The sequence below is a fragment of the Methylomicrobium sp. Wu6 genome (genome assembly GCF_035916875.1).
Taxonomy (GTDB): Bacteria; Pseudomonadota; Gammaproteobacteria; order Methylococcales; family Methylomonadaceae; genus Methylomicrobium.
The window spans coordinates 16,564-32,870 of the sequence record NZ_JAXUHN010000033.1; the positions used below are offsets into that span (position 1 = coordinate 16,564).

Annotated in this window: 16 protein-coding genes; 13 read left to right on the top strand and 3 right to left on the bottom strand. The window is 49.7% G+C overall.

What is annotated here, in order from left to right; all coding sequences use genetic code 11:
• Positions 1-454: 454 nt before the first annotated feature.
• The 10 genes from U2W12_RS01950 to U2W12_RS01995 all read left to right on the top strand — a co-directional run bounded on the left by U2W12_RS01950 (position 455) and on the right by U2W12_RS01995 (position 10,462).
• Positions 455-784, top strand: a complete 330-nt coding sequence (locus U2W12_RS01950; RefSeq protein ID WP_326498987.1) for a hypothetical protein — start codon at positions 455-457, stop codon at positions 782-784.
• Positions 730-1,530: a site-specific integrase gene (locus tag U2W12_RS01955; RefSeq protein WP_326498988.1), complete on the top strand. Its 801-nt coding sequence runs from the start codon at positions 730-732 to the stop codon at positions 1,528-1,530. The genes U2W12_RS01950 and U2W12_RS01955 overlap by 55 nt, the downstream gene beginning before the upstream one ends.
• A complete protein-coding gene (locus U2W12_RS01960) occupies positions 1,520-1,933 on the top strand; it encodes a hypothetical protein (RefSeq protein ID WP_326498989.1) in 414 nt (137 codons plus the stop codon). Before U2W12_RS01955 ends, U2W12_RS01960 begins: the two co-directional genes overlap by 11 nt.
• A 48-nt stretch (positions 1,934-1,981) precedes the next feature.
• Positions 1,982-2,470, top strand: a complete 489-nt coding sequence (locus tag U2W12_RS01965; RefSeq protein ID WP_326498990.1) for a hypothetical protein — start codon at positions 1,982-1,984, stop codon at positions 2,468-2,470.
• A 112-nt stretch (positions 2,471-2,582) separates the two neighbouring features.
• Positions 2,583-2,816, top strand: a complete 234-nt coding sequence (locus U2W12_RS01970) for a hypothetical protein (RefSeq protein ID WP_326498991.1) — start codon at positions 2,583-2,585, stop codon at positions 2,814-2,816.
• The gene (locus U2W12_RS01975; RefSeq protein WP_326498992.1) at positions 2,816-3,181 is read left to right on the top strand and encodes a CHC2 zinc finger domain-containing protein; all 366 of its coding nucleotides are present in this window, start codon (positions 2,816-2,818) and stop codon (positions 3,179-3,181) included. The genes U2W12_RS01970 and U2W12_RS01975 overlap by 1 nt, the downstream gene beginning before the upstream one ends.
• Positions 3,178-5,361 (top strand): DUF3987 domain-containing protein, encoded by a 2,184-nt coding sequence (locus U2W12_RS01980; RefSeq protein ID WP_326498993.1) that lies wholly within the window; start codon positions 3,178-3,180, stop codon positions 5,359-5,361. The genes U2W12_RS01975 and U2W12_RS01980 overlap by 4 nt, the downstream gene beginning before the upstream one ends.
• A gap of 154 nt (positions 5,362-5,515) precedes the next feature.
• Positions 5,516-7,759: an N-6 DNA methylase gene (locus U2W12_RS01985; RefSeq protein WP_326498994.1), complete on the top strand. Its 2,244-nt coding sequence runs from the start codon at positions 5,516-5,518 to the stop codon at positions 7,757-7,759.
• A 35-nt stretch (positions 7,760-7,794) separates the two neighbouring features.
• Positions 7,795-9,117, top strand: a complete 1,323-nt coding sequence (locus U2W12_RS01990) for a restriction endonuclease subunit S (protein ID WP_326499002.1) — start codon at positions 7,795-7,797, stop codon at positions 9,115-9,117.
• Between the two features lie 199 nt (positions 9,118-9,316).
• Entirely contained in the window at positions 9,317-10,462 is a 1,146-nt protein-coding gene (locus tag U2W12_RS01995; protein ID WP_326498995.1) for a Fic family protein, read from the top strand.
• 7 nt (positions 10,463-10,469) lie between these two features.
• On the opposite strand, the gene U2W12_RS02000 is transcribed toward U2W12_RS01995, so the two are convergent.
• Entirely contained in the window at positions 10,470-11,357 is an 888-nt protein-coding gene (locus U2W12_RS02000; RefSeq protein ID WP_326498996.1) for an ImmA/IrrE family metallo-endopeptidase, read from the bottom strand.
• Between the two features lie 216 nt (positions 11,358-11,573).
• Between U2W12_RS02000 and U2W12_RS02005 the strand changes: the two genes are divergently transcribed.
• On the top strand, positions 11,574-11,813 hold the full coding sequence (locus tag U2W12_RS02005; RefSeq protein ID WP_326498997.1) for a hypothetical protein: 240 nt from the start codon (positions 11,574-11,576) through the stop codon (positions 11,811-11,813).
• A 714-nt stretch (positions 11,814-12,527) separates the two neighbouring features.
• Here the strand turns inward: U2W12_RS02005 and U2W12_RS02010 are convergent.
• Positions 12,528-13,478, bottom strand: coding sequence for an IS5 family transposase (locus tag U2W12_RS02010; protein ID WP_326498998.1), 951 nt, complete (start codon positions 13,476-13,478; stop codon positions 12,528-12,530).
• Positions 13,479-13,565: 87 nt separating this feature from the next.
• Here U2W12_RS02010 and U2W12_RS02015 point away from each other — a divergent pair, with 87 nt between their 5' ends.
• Positions 13,566-14,330 (top strand): TetR family transcriptional regulator C-terminal domain-containing protein, encoded by a 765-nt coding sequence (locus U2W12_RS02015; protein ID WP_326498999.1) that lies wholly within the window; start codon positions 13,566-13,568, stop codon positions 14,328-14,330.
• 348 nt (positions 14,331-14,678) lie between these two features.
• Positions 14,679-15,845, top strand: coding sequence for a YncE family protein (locus U2W12_RS02020; protein ID WP_326499000.1), 1,167 nt, complete (start codon positions 14,679-14,681; stop codon positions 15,843-15,845).
• Between the two features lie 276 nt (positions 15,846-16,121).
• Here U2W12_RS02020 and U2W12_RS02025 read toward each other — a convergent pair.
• Positions 16,122-16,307, bottom strand: a 186-nt coding sequence (locus U2W12_RS02025; RefSeq protein WP_326499001.1) for a transposase, incomplete at its 5' end; no start/stop codon positions are given.

Here is a 16,307-nt window from a genome sequence, read left to right on the forward strand (position 1 = left end):
TGTAGCCAAGTCCTTTTTTATTATCTAGTATTTTTGCGGGACACTGGCGGGACACTTCCTTATAACTCACTGCAACAAACCCCCAAAACATCAGGCCGGTTTTTTTGACAAAAAACTTGCCTACCGCGCACCAGCGAAACCCGCTAAACTCATCCAAGACACCACCCAACAGACTGGCTAAAAATTAGCCATTCAGCGGCCTTTTTGTTTTCAAGTGCCCCATTTAAACACAACTAAATTTATACCCCTTATTTATCAAAAGCTAGAAGAATAACAACAAGGGATATTATATCCTTCGATTGCTGGATATTGTGCTTTGTTGTAGTATTTCACCGCAGCAAAAAAAACGGGCCTGGAAGTGCTACCAACACCGCCAGACCCTAACCACCACTTAACAAGCAGGGTTAAGCAATGGCTACCGCAGATTATACCGCCATTGCCCCAAGGGGATAATATGGCGACCATCGAAAAACGAACAGCCGAAAATGGCGAAACATCCTATCGGGTTAAAGTCAGACTCAAAGGCTACCCGGCGCAATCCGCAACCTTCCAACGGCCGACCGATGCCAAGAAATGGGCAACGGCTACCGAATCCGCAATCAGGGAAGGCCGACACTTTAAAGCGGCCGAAGCCAAAAAACACACATTTGCCGAGATGGTGGACAGATACATTAAAGACGTTCTGCCTACGAAACCGAAGCAGGCCGACAAGCAAGCAATGCAGCTTGAATGGTGGAAAACCAAATTAGGCCCGTATGTTCTGGCCGATGTTACCCGTCTTTAATTGTTCAATGCCGAGATGAATTAGCCACGGGAATAACGTATCGAGGAACGCAACGAAGCCCCGCAACAGTGGTTCGATACATGGCGGCCTTATCTCATGCGTTTGGAGTCGCTGTTAAGGAATGGCAATGGCTCGAAGATTCACCCATGCGGAAGGTTAAAAAACCCAAGGAATCACGCGGCCGTGTCCGATTTCTGGACGATGACGAACGGGAAAGGTTTTTAATCGCTTGCAAGGAATCATCAAACGCTTGGCTTTATCCTTGCGTCATCCTGGCACTGTCTACTGGGATGCGCCAAGGTGAGCTTATGGGCTTACGCTGGCCGGATGTTGATTTAAAAGTCGGCGCAATCATACTGCACGAAACCAAGAACGGCGAAAGACGGCGCGTACCGCTGTCCGGCTTGGCGCTGGAACTGCTGCATGAACATGCTAAGGTTAGGCGACTTGATACCGATTTGCTATTCCCAGGCAACATAAACGCACAAAAGCCGATTGACTTAAGAAGTGCCTTTGAGAATGCCCTGAAACGCGCCGAAATCAATGATTTTCATTGGCATGATTTACGGCATTGCACTGCGTCATATCTAGCGATGAACGGCGCGTCACTGGCCGAAATCGCCGAAGTATTGGGGCATAAAACCTTGGCGATGGTGAAGCGCTATGCCCATTTGAGCGACGGTCATGTTTCAAGTGTAGTTGCCGCAATGAATGCCAAGATTTTCGGGGCCAGTAATGGGCGATAAATTTTCGTGGATCAGAGCCAAGGACTTCGACAAAAGCTTAGAGGGTGAAAATTGGCCGCAAGCGCTTAGCCTGGAACAAATTGCAAATTTGCATTTCACCCATGATAAAGACAATCGCAAGATCCTGTTAAGTTCATTGCGCGACGCAATAGGAAGTGGCGATCTTGAATTTGATGACATTGGCGTGATTTGTTCTTGGAATTACAACTCTTCTGTGGCAGTCGGCTACGCTGCTTCACTTATCCGTTCCTATCAAAGAATATTGGAAATGCACAGGGAATCGCGTGGAAGTGAATTGATAAATGGACATCAACCCGCTTGCGGATGGGGCGCATTATTGAGAGGGATTAAGCCGGGTGAAACCAAAAGACTCGACCAACATGCTTGCGGTTGCGAAATCTAATGCAAGGTTGAAAAGCTTTATCAGAATGGTTTACCTCAACGCTGGCAGGTGAAAGGTGCGCATCCGGACGGATTGGAAATCGATTTTTCATGTTCCGCAGCCCCGTTGATAGCAGCCTATAAATACCGGGATTTTTGCGCAATGTATGGCGTTCCGGCTTCCGATGATTCATTGATATGCGCTTGGGAGAAAAGTTGTTTGTCGGTAATCGAACGGATAAATGAACCGCCAATAACCGAGACTGACGACCAGGAAGCAGCAAATAAGCTGGTAGAAGGTTTTACGTCGAGGCCGCGAAAAAAATCAGAAAAGCGCCAAGACAATTTAACCAAGGCAATAGTGGCCGCTTGCAAATCATTCGGCAAGAAACCTCCTTTTGAAGAACTTTGGAAGTTTTTTCAAGATGGTAAGGATGAAACCGACGTCATTGCAGATTATACGGACACCCATTTAACTTGGCGATCCACCAAAGGGAAGCTTAAAGATACACAAAAGGAAAGCGTAGCGAATCGATTATCACGTCTAAATTTCCCATAGTCACACCTTTAATCACGGGTATTGAACAGAAGCTATACCCGTGAAACGCATCTGCATAATTCACCGCAAGCCGCCAAAAACAGCGGCGAACCATGTTTAATTTAGGTGAATTATGAATTCCGTAAACCAAGCCGAAACCCAGCAAAAACAACCTTCATCCCGCCTGATCCCCGTGCCGGAATGGAACAACCACCATTCCTGGCCGCCCATCGGCGGCTTGCGCCATTTGATTTTCAATGCGGAAACCAACGGCTTCGCAACCGCCTTCAAACGTGTCGGTCGTCGCGTGCTGATAGACGAAGCCGAATTCTTCAATTGCATTGCAAAACAAAACGGGGACAAATAATGACCCACAAAAAACAACAAAACCCCGCGCCGGCGGCAATCCGGGCGGGGTTTTCAGGCGCAAAGCCTATTACAAAGCTCAATTCAGATTATATCAAAAACAGCATTAACCCTCTGGACTTTTACCGCTCAGTGTTGGGCGAATTGCATAAACAAGGCCGCCGTGGCTGGATAGACGGCGGACTTTGCCCATTTCATACCGATACAAAGCCGGGAAGCTTTCGTATCAACACAACAACAGGCGCGTTCAAGTGCTTTGCTTGCGGCCATGCCGGCAGGGACATCATTGCGTTTACGCGCTTGGTTTATGATTTGAGTTTCAAAGATGCGTTGGCGCAACTATCACGGGATTGGGGGTTATCATGACTGCATTGCCTTTGAGCTATAACGGTAAGCCGCTGGTGCATCAATGGACATACCGCGCCGCAAATGGTGAGGTTCTAGGCTACGTTGGACGCTATCAGCAAGGCAGCGATAAAAAAGACGTGGTTCCATTCTTCAAGTGTAACGGCTCGGGTTACCTGGCTGGTCATTCTGAACATAACCGGCCCTTATTCGGGCTTGAAAAACTGGCGAAGCATCCAAAAGACGAAGTCGCTTTCATTTTTGAAGGTGAAAAATGTGTAGCGGCGGCGCATAGTCTGCGCATTACTGCGGTTACCTCGCCTGGCGGTGCGAACGCCGCTGATAATGCCGATTGGACGCCGTTGAACGGTATCAAAACGGTCTGCTTGATACCTGACAAAGATGAACCCGGCGAGCATTATGCGCGGAATGTCGTTCAGGCACTTCTGGCACTGGATAATCCGCCCGAAATCAAGATATTGCGTCTGCCGGAAATAGCCGAAGGCGGCGACATTATCGACTGGTTGCAAATGTGGCTGGACGATTGGGACGGTTACAGCGCCGTTCCTGAAATCGCGGTTAGTGGCTTGCGCGATGAACTCAAGGAATTGCTGAAAACCGCCGAGCCTGTGCCGCAAGACTGGCTGAAACCCGCTAGCAGTGCCAGCGACTGGCCGGAATTGTCAGTGCTGGAAGTGCCGTTAAAGCCTGTGCAAGAACTTCGCCGCGAACTGCTGCCGACTGCCTACGCGCCTTGGCTTGACGACGTTGCCCACCGGATGCAGTCCCCGTTGGATTTTGCCGCTGTGACCGCGTTGGTTATCACCGGATCGGTGATCGGTGCGGGGTGCGGTATTCGGCCGAAACAAAAGGACGATTGGGAAGTAGTTCCAAACTTATGGGGCGCATGTATCGGCCGGCCTTCGGTGGTGCTGAAAACCCCCAGCATGAAAGAACCCTTGCAAATGCTTGACCGCTTGCAAGCAGAAGCCGGCAAAGCCTTTGAGCAAGCCAAGGCCGAACATGAATTTAACGCTTTAGCGAATAAAGCCATGCTGGACGACTTGAAAGGACAAATCGCCGGCAAAGCCAAAGGTAAAGGCAGGGATAAAGTGGTAGACCCCACCGACATGGCAAAGCTCAAGGTCGATTATCTGGAATTGACGGCAAATGCCGAACCGGAACCCGTGCGGCGTTTATTCAAAACCAATGAAACCAGCGTCCAAAGCCAGACCGTATTACAGGCGCAAAACCCGCGCGGCATTTTAACGTTCCGCGACGAATTGACCGGCTTGCTGGTCCGCTGGGAAAGAGAAGACTATCAGGACGAACGCGCCTACTTTCTCGAAGGCTGGAACGGCAACGGCAGTTACACCGATTTCAAAATAGGGCGCGGACTGACCGAAGCGCCGAATATCTGCATTTCAGTGCTGGGCGGCATACAGCCGGACAAGCTCAAACGCTATCTGGCGCAGACCTTCAACGGCGGCAATGACGGATTGATGCAGCGGCTACAATTGGCGGTCTGGCCGGACGAACCGAACAAATGGGAATTGATCGATAAATATCCCCACCAGGAAGAAAAAAATCGCGTCATTGACATCTTGCGCACCCTGGCGGATGCAGATTTTAAGCAATACGGCGCGCTGCAAGGCGAACATGACGCCAAGCCGTATTTCCGCTTCGATGCTGCCGCGCAAGCCGTGTTTAACGCATGGCTCAGCGATTTGCAGTTGAACCGCTTGCCCACCGAAGAAAACCCGTTGATGTGCGAGCATTTGGGAAAGTATCGCAGCCTAATGCCGTCCTTGGCGCTGATTTTCCACCTGATCGAATGTGCCGATGGAAAGGCTTCGGGAATGGTCACCGAGCAAGCGGTAACGCTTGCTGTGCAATGGTGCGGCTATTTGGAAAGCCACGCCCGGCGCATTTACGGCATGTGCATGGCGCCGGAACGGGAAGCGGCGGCGATCCTGGCAGGACACATCAAGGATGGTAAATTGCCCAATCCATTTACCGCCCGCGACGTGTACCGCAAGCACTGGCAAATGCTGGACGACAGGGCAAAAACCGAAGCAGCTTGCGCTGTTTTGGAAGACGAAGACTGGTTAAGAAAAATTCGTAAAAAAGCCGAAATCGGCCAAACGCCGTTGCCGGAATATTGGATTAATCCCGCCGCGTTAAAACCAAAAACAGCCTAAATAGTAAGTGCCAGAAGTGACAGAAAGCTATTCCGGCACTTCTGGCACTTGCCTCTTCAGGTATTTTGACACAACGGAGGAAGGACAACGGTTAAAATAATTAAATTAACAAAATTCTATATCCACTGACCCAAATTAGCATTCAACTAAAATAATGACCCTAAGCATACGACGCAAAGAAGGAAAAATTTTCAGCCATGTCCGTCAAAAATGGTTGGTGGAAACGCCCGAAGAAGGTGTACGTCAAGAATACCTTGGCGTGCTGCTAAACGAATACGGCTTTGCCATCGAGCAAATCGGCGAAGAACTTGAAGTCACGGGGCGCGGCTCGGGCCAAGCGCGCGCCGATTTCGTGATTTGGCGCACCGCCCAAGATAAGGCCGACCAGAAAGCGCCGTTCATTATCGTCGAATGCAAGGCGGACAACGTCACCATTTCCGGGCGCGACTACAGCCAGGGCGAGAATTACGCGCGGCTCACGGACGCGCCGTTTTTCGTTACTCACAACCGGCGCGAAACTAAATTCTGGCGCGTGCGCAAGGATCGTATGCCCGGTTATATTGAGGAAATCCAAAATATTCCTCATGCCGATGCTTCGGATAAAGAAATCAAGGAACTGATTGAAAAACTGAAAGTATTCAAGGAAGACGAATTCGCCGACCTGCTGCACAAGTGCCACAACATCATCCGCAACCGCGAACATCTCGACCCAGCCGCGGCGTTCGATGAAATCGCCAAAATCCTTTTCGTCAAGACTGGCGTAGAACGCCGCTTAAAATCTGGTAAGCAGCGCAAGAACTTGTTTACCGCCGACTTCCTCGACGAACAAAAGGTTGTTCACGACGACCCGATGAACGTCTTATTCGACCAGACTAAGCGCGAATTCAAGGCCGACCGGATTTTCACCAATGACGACCGTATCGCTCTGAAGTTCAATACTTCCCGTGCTATCGTCGAAGAACTGGAAAAATACAATCTTTCCGATACCAGCGAAGACATCAAAGGCATTGCTTTTGAGCGCTTTCTGGGGCGCACTTTCCGGGGAGAAATCGGGCAGTTCTTTACCCCGCGCCCGATCGTCGAATTCATGATCCAGATGATGGAACCCAAGGAAGGCGACATTGTTTGCGATCCGGCTTCCGGTTCCGGCGGTTTCCTGATCCGCTTTTTTGAACTGGTCCGCCAGCAAATTTATGCCGACGCCGACCGCGAATACCAAGAATTCAAGGCCGCCATCGACGCCGGCGAGCAAACGCCGGAAGAAAAAGCCGATGCGTTGCGGAAAAAATATGCTCTCATCCAGGTTGAGCTGGATCAGCACATAAAAGATACGCGCCTATGGAAACTCGCCAACCGCTGCATTTACGGCACCGACGCTAACGAGCGCATGGCGCGCACCAGCAAAATGAACATGATCATGCACGGTGACGGCCACGGAGGCGTGCATCATCAAAACGGCTTCATCAACGTCAACGGCATTTTCGAAGGCCGCTTCGACATCATCTTGACCAATCCACCGTTCGGCGCCAACGTCGAAGGCACCGACCATGTGGAAGAAGCGCAAGTCACCGTGCCGGAGGAAATCGCCGAGCAATACCGCAAGGCGTACGGCTCAGCCTACGACCAAGCCCAAGCTCGCGTCCAGGCCGCAAAAGGTAAACCTATCGCCAGCCTGTTCAAATTGCCGAAGGCAGAAACCAGCAAGATCAAGACCGAAATCCTGTTCATCGAACGCTGCCTCGATTTGCTCAAGCCTGGCGGGCGGCTCGGCATCGTGTTGCCGGAAGGCATTTTCAACAACCCGTCGCTGACCTACGTGCGTGAATTCGTCGAAGACCGCGCCTTTGTCCGTGCGGTTCTCAGCTTGCCGCAGGAAACCTTCATGTCTTCCGGCGCGAGCGTCAAGGCGTCGCTGCTGTTCCTGCAAAAATTCAATACGCAAGAAAAGGCCGATTTCGACGCCAAACAACAGGCCGCGCTGGCCGAAGTGGAAGCGCAATATGCCGATGAAAAAGCTGCACTCAAAGCGATTGCGGACAAACCGCGCCATAAACTAAGCGATTTCAGCAGCGACAAGAAGCTGCCACCGGACGAAAAAAAGCGCCTGCAAGCGCAAGTGGACGCCGCCAACGCCCAGTTGAAGGCGGAGAAGGCGGAAGCCGCTGCCAAGCTCAAGGAACTGCAAACGCGCATCGCGCAACAGGCGCGGGCGCTGTTGAAGCAGCGCTTCAACTATCCGGTGTTCCTCTACGAAGCGGAAAAAGTCGGCATCAGCGCCACCGGCGAGGTGGACGCCAACGAACTCTATCCGAACGAACGCCTGCCCGCCGGCATTGATAAGACGGCGGTCGAGCTTTTCCGGGAATTCAGGAAAGACCCCACGCCTTTTTTCGTCTAAGCCCCGCCGCCGAAAATGGTGTGCGGGGCTTGGCGGTGTGGTTCGTGGATATGGAGCGATGGAGCGCAGCGGGATTTGCCGTTCAAAAGTGGAAATGGCCGACAGATTACATTCGTCCACTATCCATTGCCCTTGAAAACAGGCAAGTTGAAATTGATCGTCAAAAAGCGAATTTCGCCCACATGCATCTAGTGACTTTGCGTTTCGATGGATCGATGGAACCACGTGATACTACGCCTTCAGAAATCAAGGGAAAGCTCTATCTCGCAGAAGCTGGCGATATTGTGTATTCCAAAATCGATGTCCGTAATGGAGCTATCGGTATAGTTCCAGAAACGATTCCTTTAGCTGCTTTTACCAGCGAATTTCCCATTTATCGAATTCGAGAAAATATCGCATTAGCTGAATACGTCACCTTGCTTTTCCGTACTCAGTTTTTTCGCCAAACTATCAACGCCATGATTAGCGGTGCAAGTGGCCGTAAACGTGTGCAACCGTCTCAACTTATGGACGTGGAAATTCCGCTTCCGCCGCTCGGCGTACAACGCACCATCGTAAAAAAATGGCGGGATGCGCGGTTAGCGTCAGTGGAAGCATTAGCTTTGGCCGAGCAAATCGAAAAAGACGCTGGACGGGAGTTCCTGCATGGCTTAGGTTTGGTTGCGCCAGATGAAATCAAGCCGCGCAAGGCGTTTGCAGTCCAATGGAGCGAATTTGAACGCTGGGGCGTGGACATGTGTAGGAATACCAAGAACCGCTCGCTTGTTTTCATGTATCCAACATTAAAAATCAAAGAAATATGTCGGATTGGCAGCGGCGGGACGCCATCGCGCAAAGTCGCGGCATACTACGATGGCGGCCATATCCCTTGGGTGAAAACAACGGAGGTTCGTAACGAGATTATTTTTGAGACGGAAGAAAAGGTTACACCATCAGCCTTGGAGAACAGCTCTGCCAAACTTTATCCCGCTGGTAGCCTGATAATTGCCATGTACGGGCAAGGCGCAACAAGGGGAAGAACAGCAAAGCTCGGCATCGAAGCGGCAACTAACCAAGCCTGTTGCGTACTTTCTAATTTTGACTCACGAATTGAGACCGATTTTCTGTGGTTTTATCTGATGGGCGAATACGACCGCATACGAGCACTGGCGAGCGGCAACAATCAGCCAAACCTTAACGCAGAAATGATCGCCAACTACGAAGTTCCGTTACCGCCAATCAAAATCCAGCGGGATTTGATGAATGTCATTACCAAAGCCCGCCAGCAAGCGGCCACTGCCCGGCAAAAAGCCGAAACGCTGAAAACCCGTTCCGCCGAAGAAATTGAAGCCGCGATCCTGGGCGGTTTGCCAAACTAATCTTTTGAGAGCGGATTCATTAAAAGTCAGCAACTGCCCTAAGAAACCGAAGCCTTGCCGACGGAGTTGCAAAAACCAAATTGCCGAGTTGTCTTGTTCTTGAAAAGCAGCAAAGTAACATAATCGTTTTTATGTTTTACTTTTTGCATTAAAAGTAAAATAATGCCGCACTTATGTTACTTTCGGTTCGCAAACCTCTATGACCATCCAACTTGAACAATACAGTTCGGGCCAACACGAAAAAGGCTATGAATACCGCTATTTCGTACCCTCGAAGATCAATGACGAATGGATTTGGCAAACGTCGCAGGTCAATACGCTGTTGGAAAAAGCCGCCGTCAAGCTGGGGGAATTGAATTCATTCGCCCGCTTGGTGCCCAATATCGATTTGTTTATTCGTCTGCACGTCACCAAAGAGGCTGTCGTTTCGAGCCGCATCGAAGGCACGCAGACGAATATGTATGAAGCCGTCTTACCGGAGCGTGACATTTTGCCGGAGCACCGTAATGACTGGCGCGAGGTACAAAACTATATCGCCGCGATGAATCAGGCCGTCGCTGAATTGCAGGCTCTGCCGCTTTCCTCAAGGCTGCTTAAGAAAACCCATGCCATTTTGCTGAATAATGTGCGCGGCACGCATAAGCTGCCCGGCGAGTTCCGCGCAAGCCAGAACTGGATAGGCGGGCATAGCCTGGCGGACGCGACCTTTATTCCGCCGCATCATCGCTATGTGGAAGAGTTGATGGGGGATTTGGAGAATTTTCTGCATAATCCCGATATTCAGGTGCCGGCCTTGATCCGTATCGCCATTGCCCATTATCAGTTCGAGACCATACATCCCTTTTTGGACGGCAATGGGCGCATTGGCCGTTTGTTGATTACATTGTTTCTGGTCAGCGAAGGGATTCTGGAAAAGCCGTTGCTGTACCTTTCCAGTTATTTCGAAAAAAACCGGGGCCTGTATTACGACAATCTAATGGCGGTGCGTGACAAAAGCGATATGTTGCAATGGCTCAAGTATTTTTTGGTCGGCATTGAACAGACGGCTACGCTGGCGGCGAGCACTTTGTCGAAAATTCTCGACTTGAAAGCGACCATAGAACGGGATTTGCAAACCCAATTCGGCCGCCGCGCAGCAAGCGCGCAAACGTTGTTGAATGCCTTATTCAGGGAGCCGGTGATTGGCAACATTGAACAGGTTCAGACAATATGCGGACTCAGCTATAAAGCGGCAAACGATTTGGTAGCCGCCATGTGTAAACATGGCGTATTAGAGGAAGCGACCGGGCAAAGCCGTAATCGGGTTTTTGTGTTTTCCGCGTATTTAGCGGTTTTCAATGAGTAGCCGCCATTCAAAACCGGCTATGCGTCGCCAGTTCGAGCACCGTTTCGATTCTTCCGGCTGCTTTCAGCAGAGGGTAATAATCCAGCCGCGCCAGCAATTCTTCACATTGCCTGAAATTCGCTAAATACCTCCAGGAATCCGGTTCGACGCCGTTACGCCGGCAGACGATATAGCAGACCGATTCGGCTTCGATTTCCCTTAATTCATGGGCAATGTTCCTCCGGTCAGTGATTTTCAAATAGCCGTCATAGCCCAAATGCCCCAAAAACAGATGCGCCAATTCATGCGTCAGCGTGGCGAAGCGCAGACTTGGTGAATGGGCTTGATTAAGGCGAATACGGTAATGCGATTTTTCTTTGTCGGCTTTCGGTTCTTTGGTTTTTTCGACGCGTTTAACAATTTCTGTCGTAACGCTGTCCGGCTTGCAAATGAAGCCTGCGAGGCCGTCGCCGTATTCGCCTTGCAAGGTTTCTATTCCGTGCTTGGCAAGCGATTGGATAAACCATTTTATGCTGTATTGATCTATTGGGCCTGTCGCCCGAAATGCTTCGGCAATATCGCGCGGTAAATCCGGACCGTCGGTATCTTCGACATCGTACACCCAGGCGACCGGCGAGAACGGCCACATGATGACTAAAGGACGGGCGCCTTCCTTGACCGTACGTTCGAACCTCCTTCGCCAATCCGATGCGAAAGCCGCGAAACGTAGCCCCGGCTTTTGCGTATGTAATAAAAATGCATTGAAAGGCGCGAAATTGCGCAAGCGTACAACAAAGTCGAGCATTTCTTGATAATCCTGCCCGCTGCGGTAAAGCCTGGATTCGTGGAGCAATTCGGAAATCAGCGAACGCGCTTGGGAATCGTCAACATTATTGTATGAATATGAGTTTAGCATTTTGTATTTACCTCAGTTAAGGCGTTAATAGTGCCATGCAGCCAAGACTCACGCAAGCAAGGTTGGATTTTGAGGTATCAAGCTTGGGTTTCCAAGCTTGGAAAGTTGCGCTATTAAAAGTTGCGCAACCAGGCAATGTCACTCAAAAGTTACTCTGAAATGTTACCGAAAGTTACCAAGAAAGTTACCGCTAAATGCTTTAAGGAAACCCAAAAAATGATTGACCAAGACAAGCGAAAATACCACGCCGCAGCTCAAAATAAGTACCGCGAAGCCAAGTACAAGCAAGGCTACAAGCGGCTTGAAATCTACATTCCGCCGGAACTTTGGTCAAAGCTAAAACTTCGACTGGGGCACTACCAGCCGGGTATTGCGCTGGTTAAATTGCTTTCTGTAATGGACCATTCCAGTGACAAAAATCACCGGATTTCGCCACCCCAAAAAGGGCGAAAATAGCCGTTTTTTCGGAGTCCATAAATTGTTCAGGGTTAACGCAAATCACTGGTTTTTTTGAGTCACCTTGCAGCCCTTAAGCGCTATTTTGGAGATTGCAACAGTTACCCAATTCCCCCGGATTATGGCAGTCCATAAATGGAGCAAAGCCCAGGTTTTGACCGAGCGCAGCATTATCCAAATGGATGAATAGCTATTTTCGACAGCTTGCTTTAATGCCCTTGGAAAATATGAAAAATCATCTCACGGCCATTTCACATTGATTTGGAAGAGTTAGCGAGAGATAGCCGGGAGTTTCACTTTGCTGAAATCCGCAAATGCTGAGATGGCCCGGCTTTTTTGTGCGTTCTGCCGGGACACTGATGGGGCACTTGTCAGCAAAAAAAGATAACAATCAATAAAAAATGACAACAATGAAAAATACATAAGTCTTTGATAGTTTAGCTGTTGTTTGCTGCGCTGTTTTGTATATTATTGATTTTAAGAGACTTAAAATCCCTCGGTGGAAACACCGTGCCGGTTCGACTCCGGCCCGAGCACCATATAAATTCAAGGGCTTAGGTTTTACCCTTAGATTTTCCATTGCCAAAAGCTAACGTGTTTTCACAAATATTCGCAATACTGAATGTGAGGCACGATCATCATGGCATCAATACGGCTTTGTTGCATAAATCCCGTAGCAAGTAAATCTTCCCTTACCCAAATCGCTGGACGAATTTAGGGTATGGCCACGGTGATCGGCGTCCCCAACTGGGTAAACCGATTTAACAGCGCCGCACGAATTTGTAATTCGGCGACCTGGCTATTAAAGAGCCGCGCCTTGACACGTTCTCCCAAGAGTTTGAAACAACGCATTTTGGCTTCCACCAAACTGCGGCGATGATAACCACTCCATTTTTTCCAAAGAGTTCGGCCTAACCTTTGGGTGGCACGCAAGGTGTCATTTCGAACTTTGGCGCCAAGCGTATTTTCTTTCCAGGGTTTGCCATTCTTGCGCACGGGAATGACAGCATCAGCACGACGCTCAGCAATGGCCTTGTGGCTACCCTTGGTATCGTAGGCGCCATCGCCACTGACAGATGCAATCATTTCATCGGCGGGTATCTGAGCGAGTAAATCGGGCAAAACCTGGGCATCACCGACTCGATTCGAAGTCACTTCAATCGCCCGAATTTCGAGGGTTTCGGCACTTGTGACCTTTAGGTTATCGATACCCAAGTGAACTTTACGCCATTGCCGACGATACTCGGCGCCATGCTTCTTGGCCTTCCATTCACCTTCTCCCACCATTTTCACGCCCGTGCTGTAGACCAACAAATGCAGGCCATTAGGATTGGCGCGATAGGAAATACACACTTGCAAACGCTGCTGACGACGGCAAAGGGTTGTGTAATCCGGCGTCGGCCAATCCAGGCCGGACAACTTTAATAAACTGGCAACCATCCCGCACGCTTGCCGTAATGCCAATCCGAATAGATTCTTGACCATCTGGCAAAACTGGATGGCGGCGTCGGAAAATTTCTCCTCTCGACCTCGTTTACCGCTGCCAGGCGCCAACCAATCCATCTCTTTATCAATCCATAGCAGCATCGAGCCACGCTGCTTCAGGGATTGATTGTAGTCTCGCCAGTTAATGGTTCGGTATTTCTGTGGCAGTGGCTTGGACATTCCTGTTTGTGCTCAGTGGATTTACTTATACAATGGGGATGATGGCGGATTTATGCAACAAAGCCCGATCCAGTTGCCGAAGAGGTCTTGGCCATAGGCAATCGAATAGGCGCGGTGAATATTCCGGCTGGCATCCTTGGCTTCGAGATAGGCGACCGGGGCCAGCATGATTCGGTCTCCATAAACGGACTGAATAAAAAGACGACCGGTCTAATTTATTTTGACATTATAGGCGACCGGTCGTATATTGTGCCCATGCAAAAGCTCACTCAAAAACAAACCAAGCGTGAAAATTTACTCAATCAAGGCGTCTCCTTGCTCATGCTCCAGGGCTTTCATGGGACAGGCCTCAAAGAGATTCTTGATGCCGTGCAAATTCCTAAAGGCTCTTTTTACAGCTATTTTGGCAGTAAAGAAGACTTTGCAGCGGCGTCAATCACCCACTACATAGCGATCTATGTGGAACGGTTGCAAAGTTATCTGGAACAATCCGAAGGCAATGCTCTCGGGGCCATGGAACGTTATGTCCAAGAAACAATGAGGGAACTGGAAGCCCTCGAATTCAAGGGAGGCTGTTTATTAGGAAATTTAATGGGTGAGGTCGGTGACACCAGCGGTGTCTGCCGAATGGCCTTGAAAACCGCGTTAGACTGTTATCTTGATGCTTGGGAACTCGCTTTAAGTTGCGCTCAAAGGGAAGGTTCGATTCGCGCCGACAAATCCGCACGGGAAATGGCAGATCTTTGGATAAATGCCTGGCAAGGGGCATTGTTGCGCATGAAAATCGAACACTCCACCGTGCCTTTAAAACAGTGCTATGACGAATTATTGGGAGGCTTGTTTAAAGCATGATCTTAAAAACAAGCAGCGCCCCACTCTTCGCCATTTTCAGGAGGAAATGACTATGTCCAATGACAGGATCGACGGGCATTTTTAGCGAGGATGCCTTAGCCGCCCAGAAATGATAGAGATTTCCCAAATGACTTGGGCTTTCTTGAAGCCTATGGCGTCTCTATTGCCCCAGGCCAAGCGACGGTCAAAAGAAGTGCTGAGAAAGCTGGGATTCGAGCAATCGAATTTCGCAGATGAAAATCGGCATCGGCCAGCAACAGCGGAAGTTTAAGTGAGTTAAATAGCGAGTTTGTAACCGTTTACAAATGAGCATTTTTAAAATTTCGACATTCAATTCGAGCCATGACAATGATCCAGAAATCAATAGTAAAGACCCTGTGCAGCCTGTTGCTGCTTACTTCGACGATGGCCCATGCCGAAATATTGGCCATGGTGAACTACGACAGCAAACCCGGCAGCACGCCCCGCCGGGAAGGCATTGCGATCCTTGATGTAGATCCTGATTCGCCGCAATTCAGCAAAATCTTAACCGATCTGCCGCTACCGCCTGATACCGTTTCCCATCATTTCTTTTACAACAAGGATTTAAGCAAGGCCTATATCACCGCCTTGGGCAATGGTGCCTTGCGCGTGATCGACATGAAGCGTACGCCGTACACCGTTAAATTACTGGATGTGCCTGAGTGTGAAGTCGGCGAAGACATGGCATTCACCGCGGACCAGAAAACCTGGTATCTCACCTGCATGGGATCGAGCAATGTGATCGTCGGCGATGCGCAGACAGATAAAGTCAAACAGGTCATTGCCGCCAATGGCCAGGACACCTCCATTCGGTACCCGCACGGCATTGGGCTGCAAGAAGATATCAATCGGCTAATCGTTACCAGCACCGTGCGTCCGTCCGACCTGAAAGATCCGGGTGAAACCGTCACCGTCATCGAAGCGACGAGCGGTAAGGTGCTGTCCACGCATAAATTGTCCGATCAACCCAGCCCTTCAAGGTCTGCCCCGGTAGAGGCGGTATTCGTACCGCATGCGAATCCACCGCTGGCTTATATCAATACCCTATTCGAGGGCAAATTATGGCGGGCGACATGGCAGGCAACTAGTGATACGTTTGATTTTCAGCCCATTTATGATTTTTCGGAAATCCAGCAAGGCGTTCCTTTAGAAATTTACTTTAACCGGGCACACGATCGGTTATACGTCACCACCGCAAAGCCAGGCGCATTGAATATTTTCGACATCAGCGGCCAATCCATAGCAAAACCTGTTTTATTGAAATCGATTCCCACAGCCGCCGGCTCTCATCATGTCGTCTTTTCGCCTGATGAAAAATACGCATTTGTGCAGAACAATTTTTTAAATCTGCCCGAAATGGACGATGGCTCGATTACCGTGATCGATTTACACAAAATGACCAAGAAAACGAGTATTGATACATTGAAAAAGATGGGTTTAAAGCCCCATGACATTTACATGCTGCCGGCATGGCATACGGATGATGCACATTAAGGACTCGTCCAAAAGTAACGCCTCGAAATTCCTCTACGGAAAAGAAGCCCGATAAGGGAGAGCAGAATTAGCAAAGTACTGTACGCTAAGCTGTGTTTGCGAACGTGGATACCTTACTCGGTATGACTCTATCCAGTTGAAGTAGACCTAAACTTAGCGTCAGATCGTCTGAAAAGCGGGTGTTATACTTGCCTTTATAAATTAGAAAGTTATTAAGTTAAATGCCCCCCGGCATAGCCGGGGGCTTATATCGGTTAGCCCCTCAAAGGGGCGGGTTCATGAACCGCCTGAAGGCGGATTCATTTGTCCAAAGAGTGTCAATTGCTCGTAGCGATCTTCTTCACGCTCTTGCTCGCGGATATAATTCCGCACCATTTCTTCATCAAGCCCGACTGTTGATACGAAATAACCGCGCGCCCAAAAATTTTCACCCGTAAAATTCTTAATCTTGCCCCTGAAGTT

Coding starts and splice junctions, on each gene's coding strand:
- U2W12_RS01950 (WP_326498987.1), top strand. CDS start 455: ATGGCGACCATCGAAAAACGAACAGCCGAAAATGGCGAAACATCCTAT.
- U2W12_RS01955 (WP_326498988.1), top strand. CDS start 730: ATGGTGGAAAACCAAATTAGGCCCGTATGTTCTGGCCGATGTTACCCG.
- U2W12_RS01960 (WP_326498989.1), top strand. CDS start 1,520: ATGGGCGATAAATTTTCGTGGATCAGAGCCAAGGACTTCGACAAAAGC.
- U2W12_RS01970 (WP_326498991.1), top strand. CDS start 2,583: ATGAATTCCGTAAACCAAGCCGAAACCCAGCAAAAACAACCTTCATCC.
- U2W12_RS01975 (WP_326498992.1), top strand. CDS start 2,816: ATGACCCACAAAAAACAACAAAACCCCGCGCCGGCGGCAATCCGGGCG.
- U2W12_RS01980 (WP_326498993.1), top strand. CDS start 3,178: ATGACTGCATTGCCTTTGAGCTATAACGGTAAGCCGCTGGTGCATCAA.
- U2W12_RS01985 (WP_326498994.1), top strand. CDS start 5,516: ATGACCCTAAGCATACGACGCAAAGAAGGAAAAATTTTCAGCCATGTC.
- U2W12_RS01995 (WP_326498995.1), top strand. CDS start 9,317: ATGACCATCCAACTTGAACAATACAGTTCGGGCCAACACGAAAAAGGC.
- U2W12_RS02000 (WP_326498996.1), bottom strand. CDS start 11,357: ATGCTAAACTCATATTCATACAATAATGTTGACGATTCCCAAGCGCGT.
- U2W12_RS02005 (WP_326498997.1), top strand. CDS start 11,574: ATGATTGACCAAGACAAGCGAAAATACCACGCCGCAGCTCAAAATAAG.
- U2W12_RS02010 (WP_326498998.1), bottom strand. CDS start 13,478: ATGTCCAAGCCACTGCCACAGAAATACCGAACCATTAACTGGCGAGAC.
- U2W12_RS02020 (WP_326499000.1), top strand. CDS start 14,679: ATGATCCAGAAATCAATAGTAAAGACCCTGTGCAGCCTGTTGCTGCTT.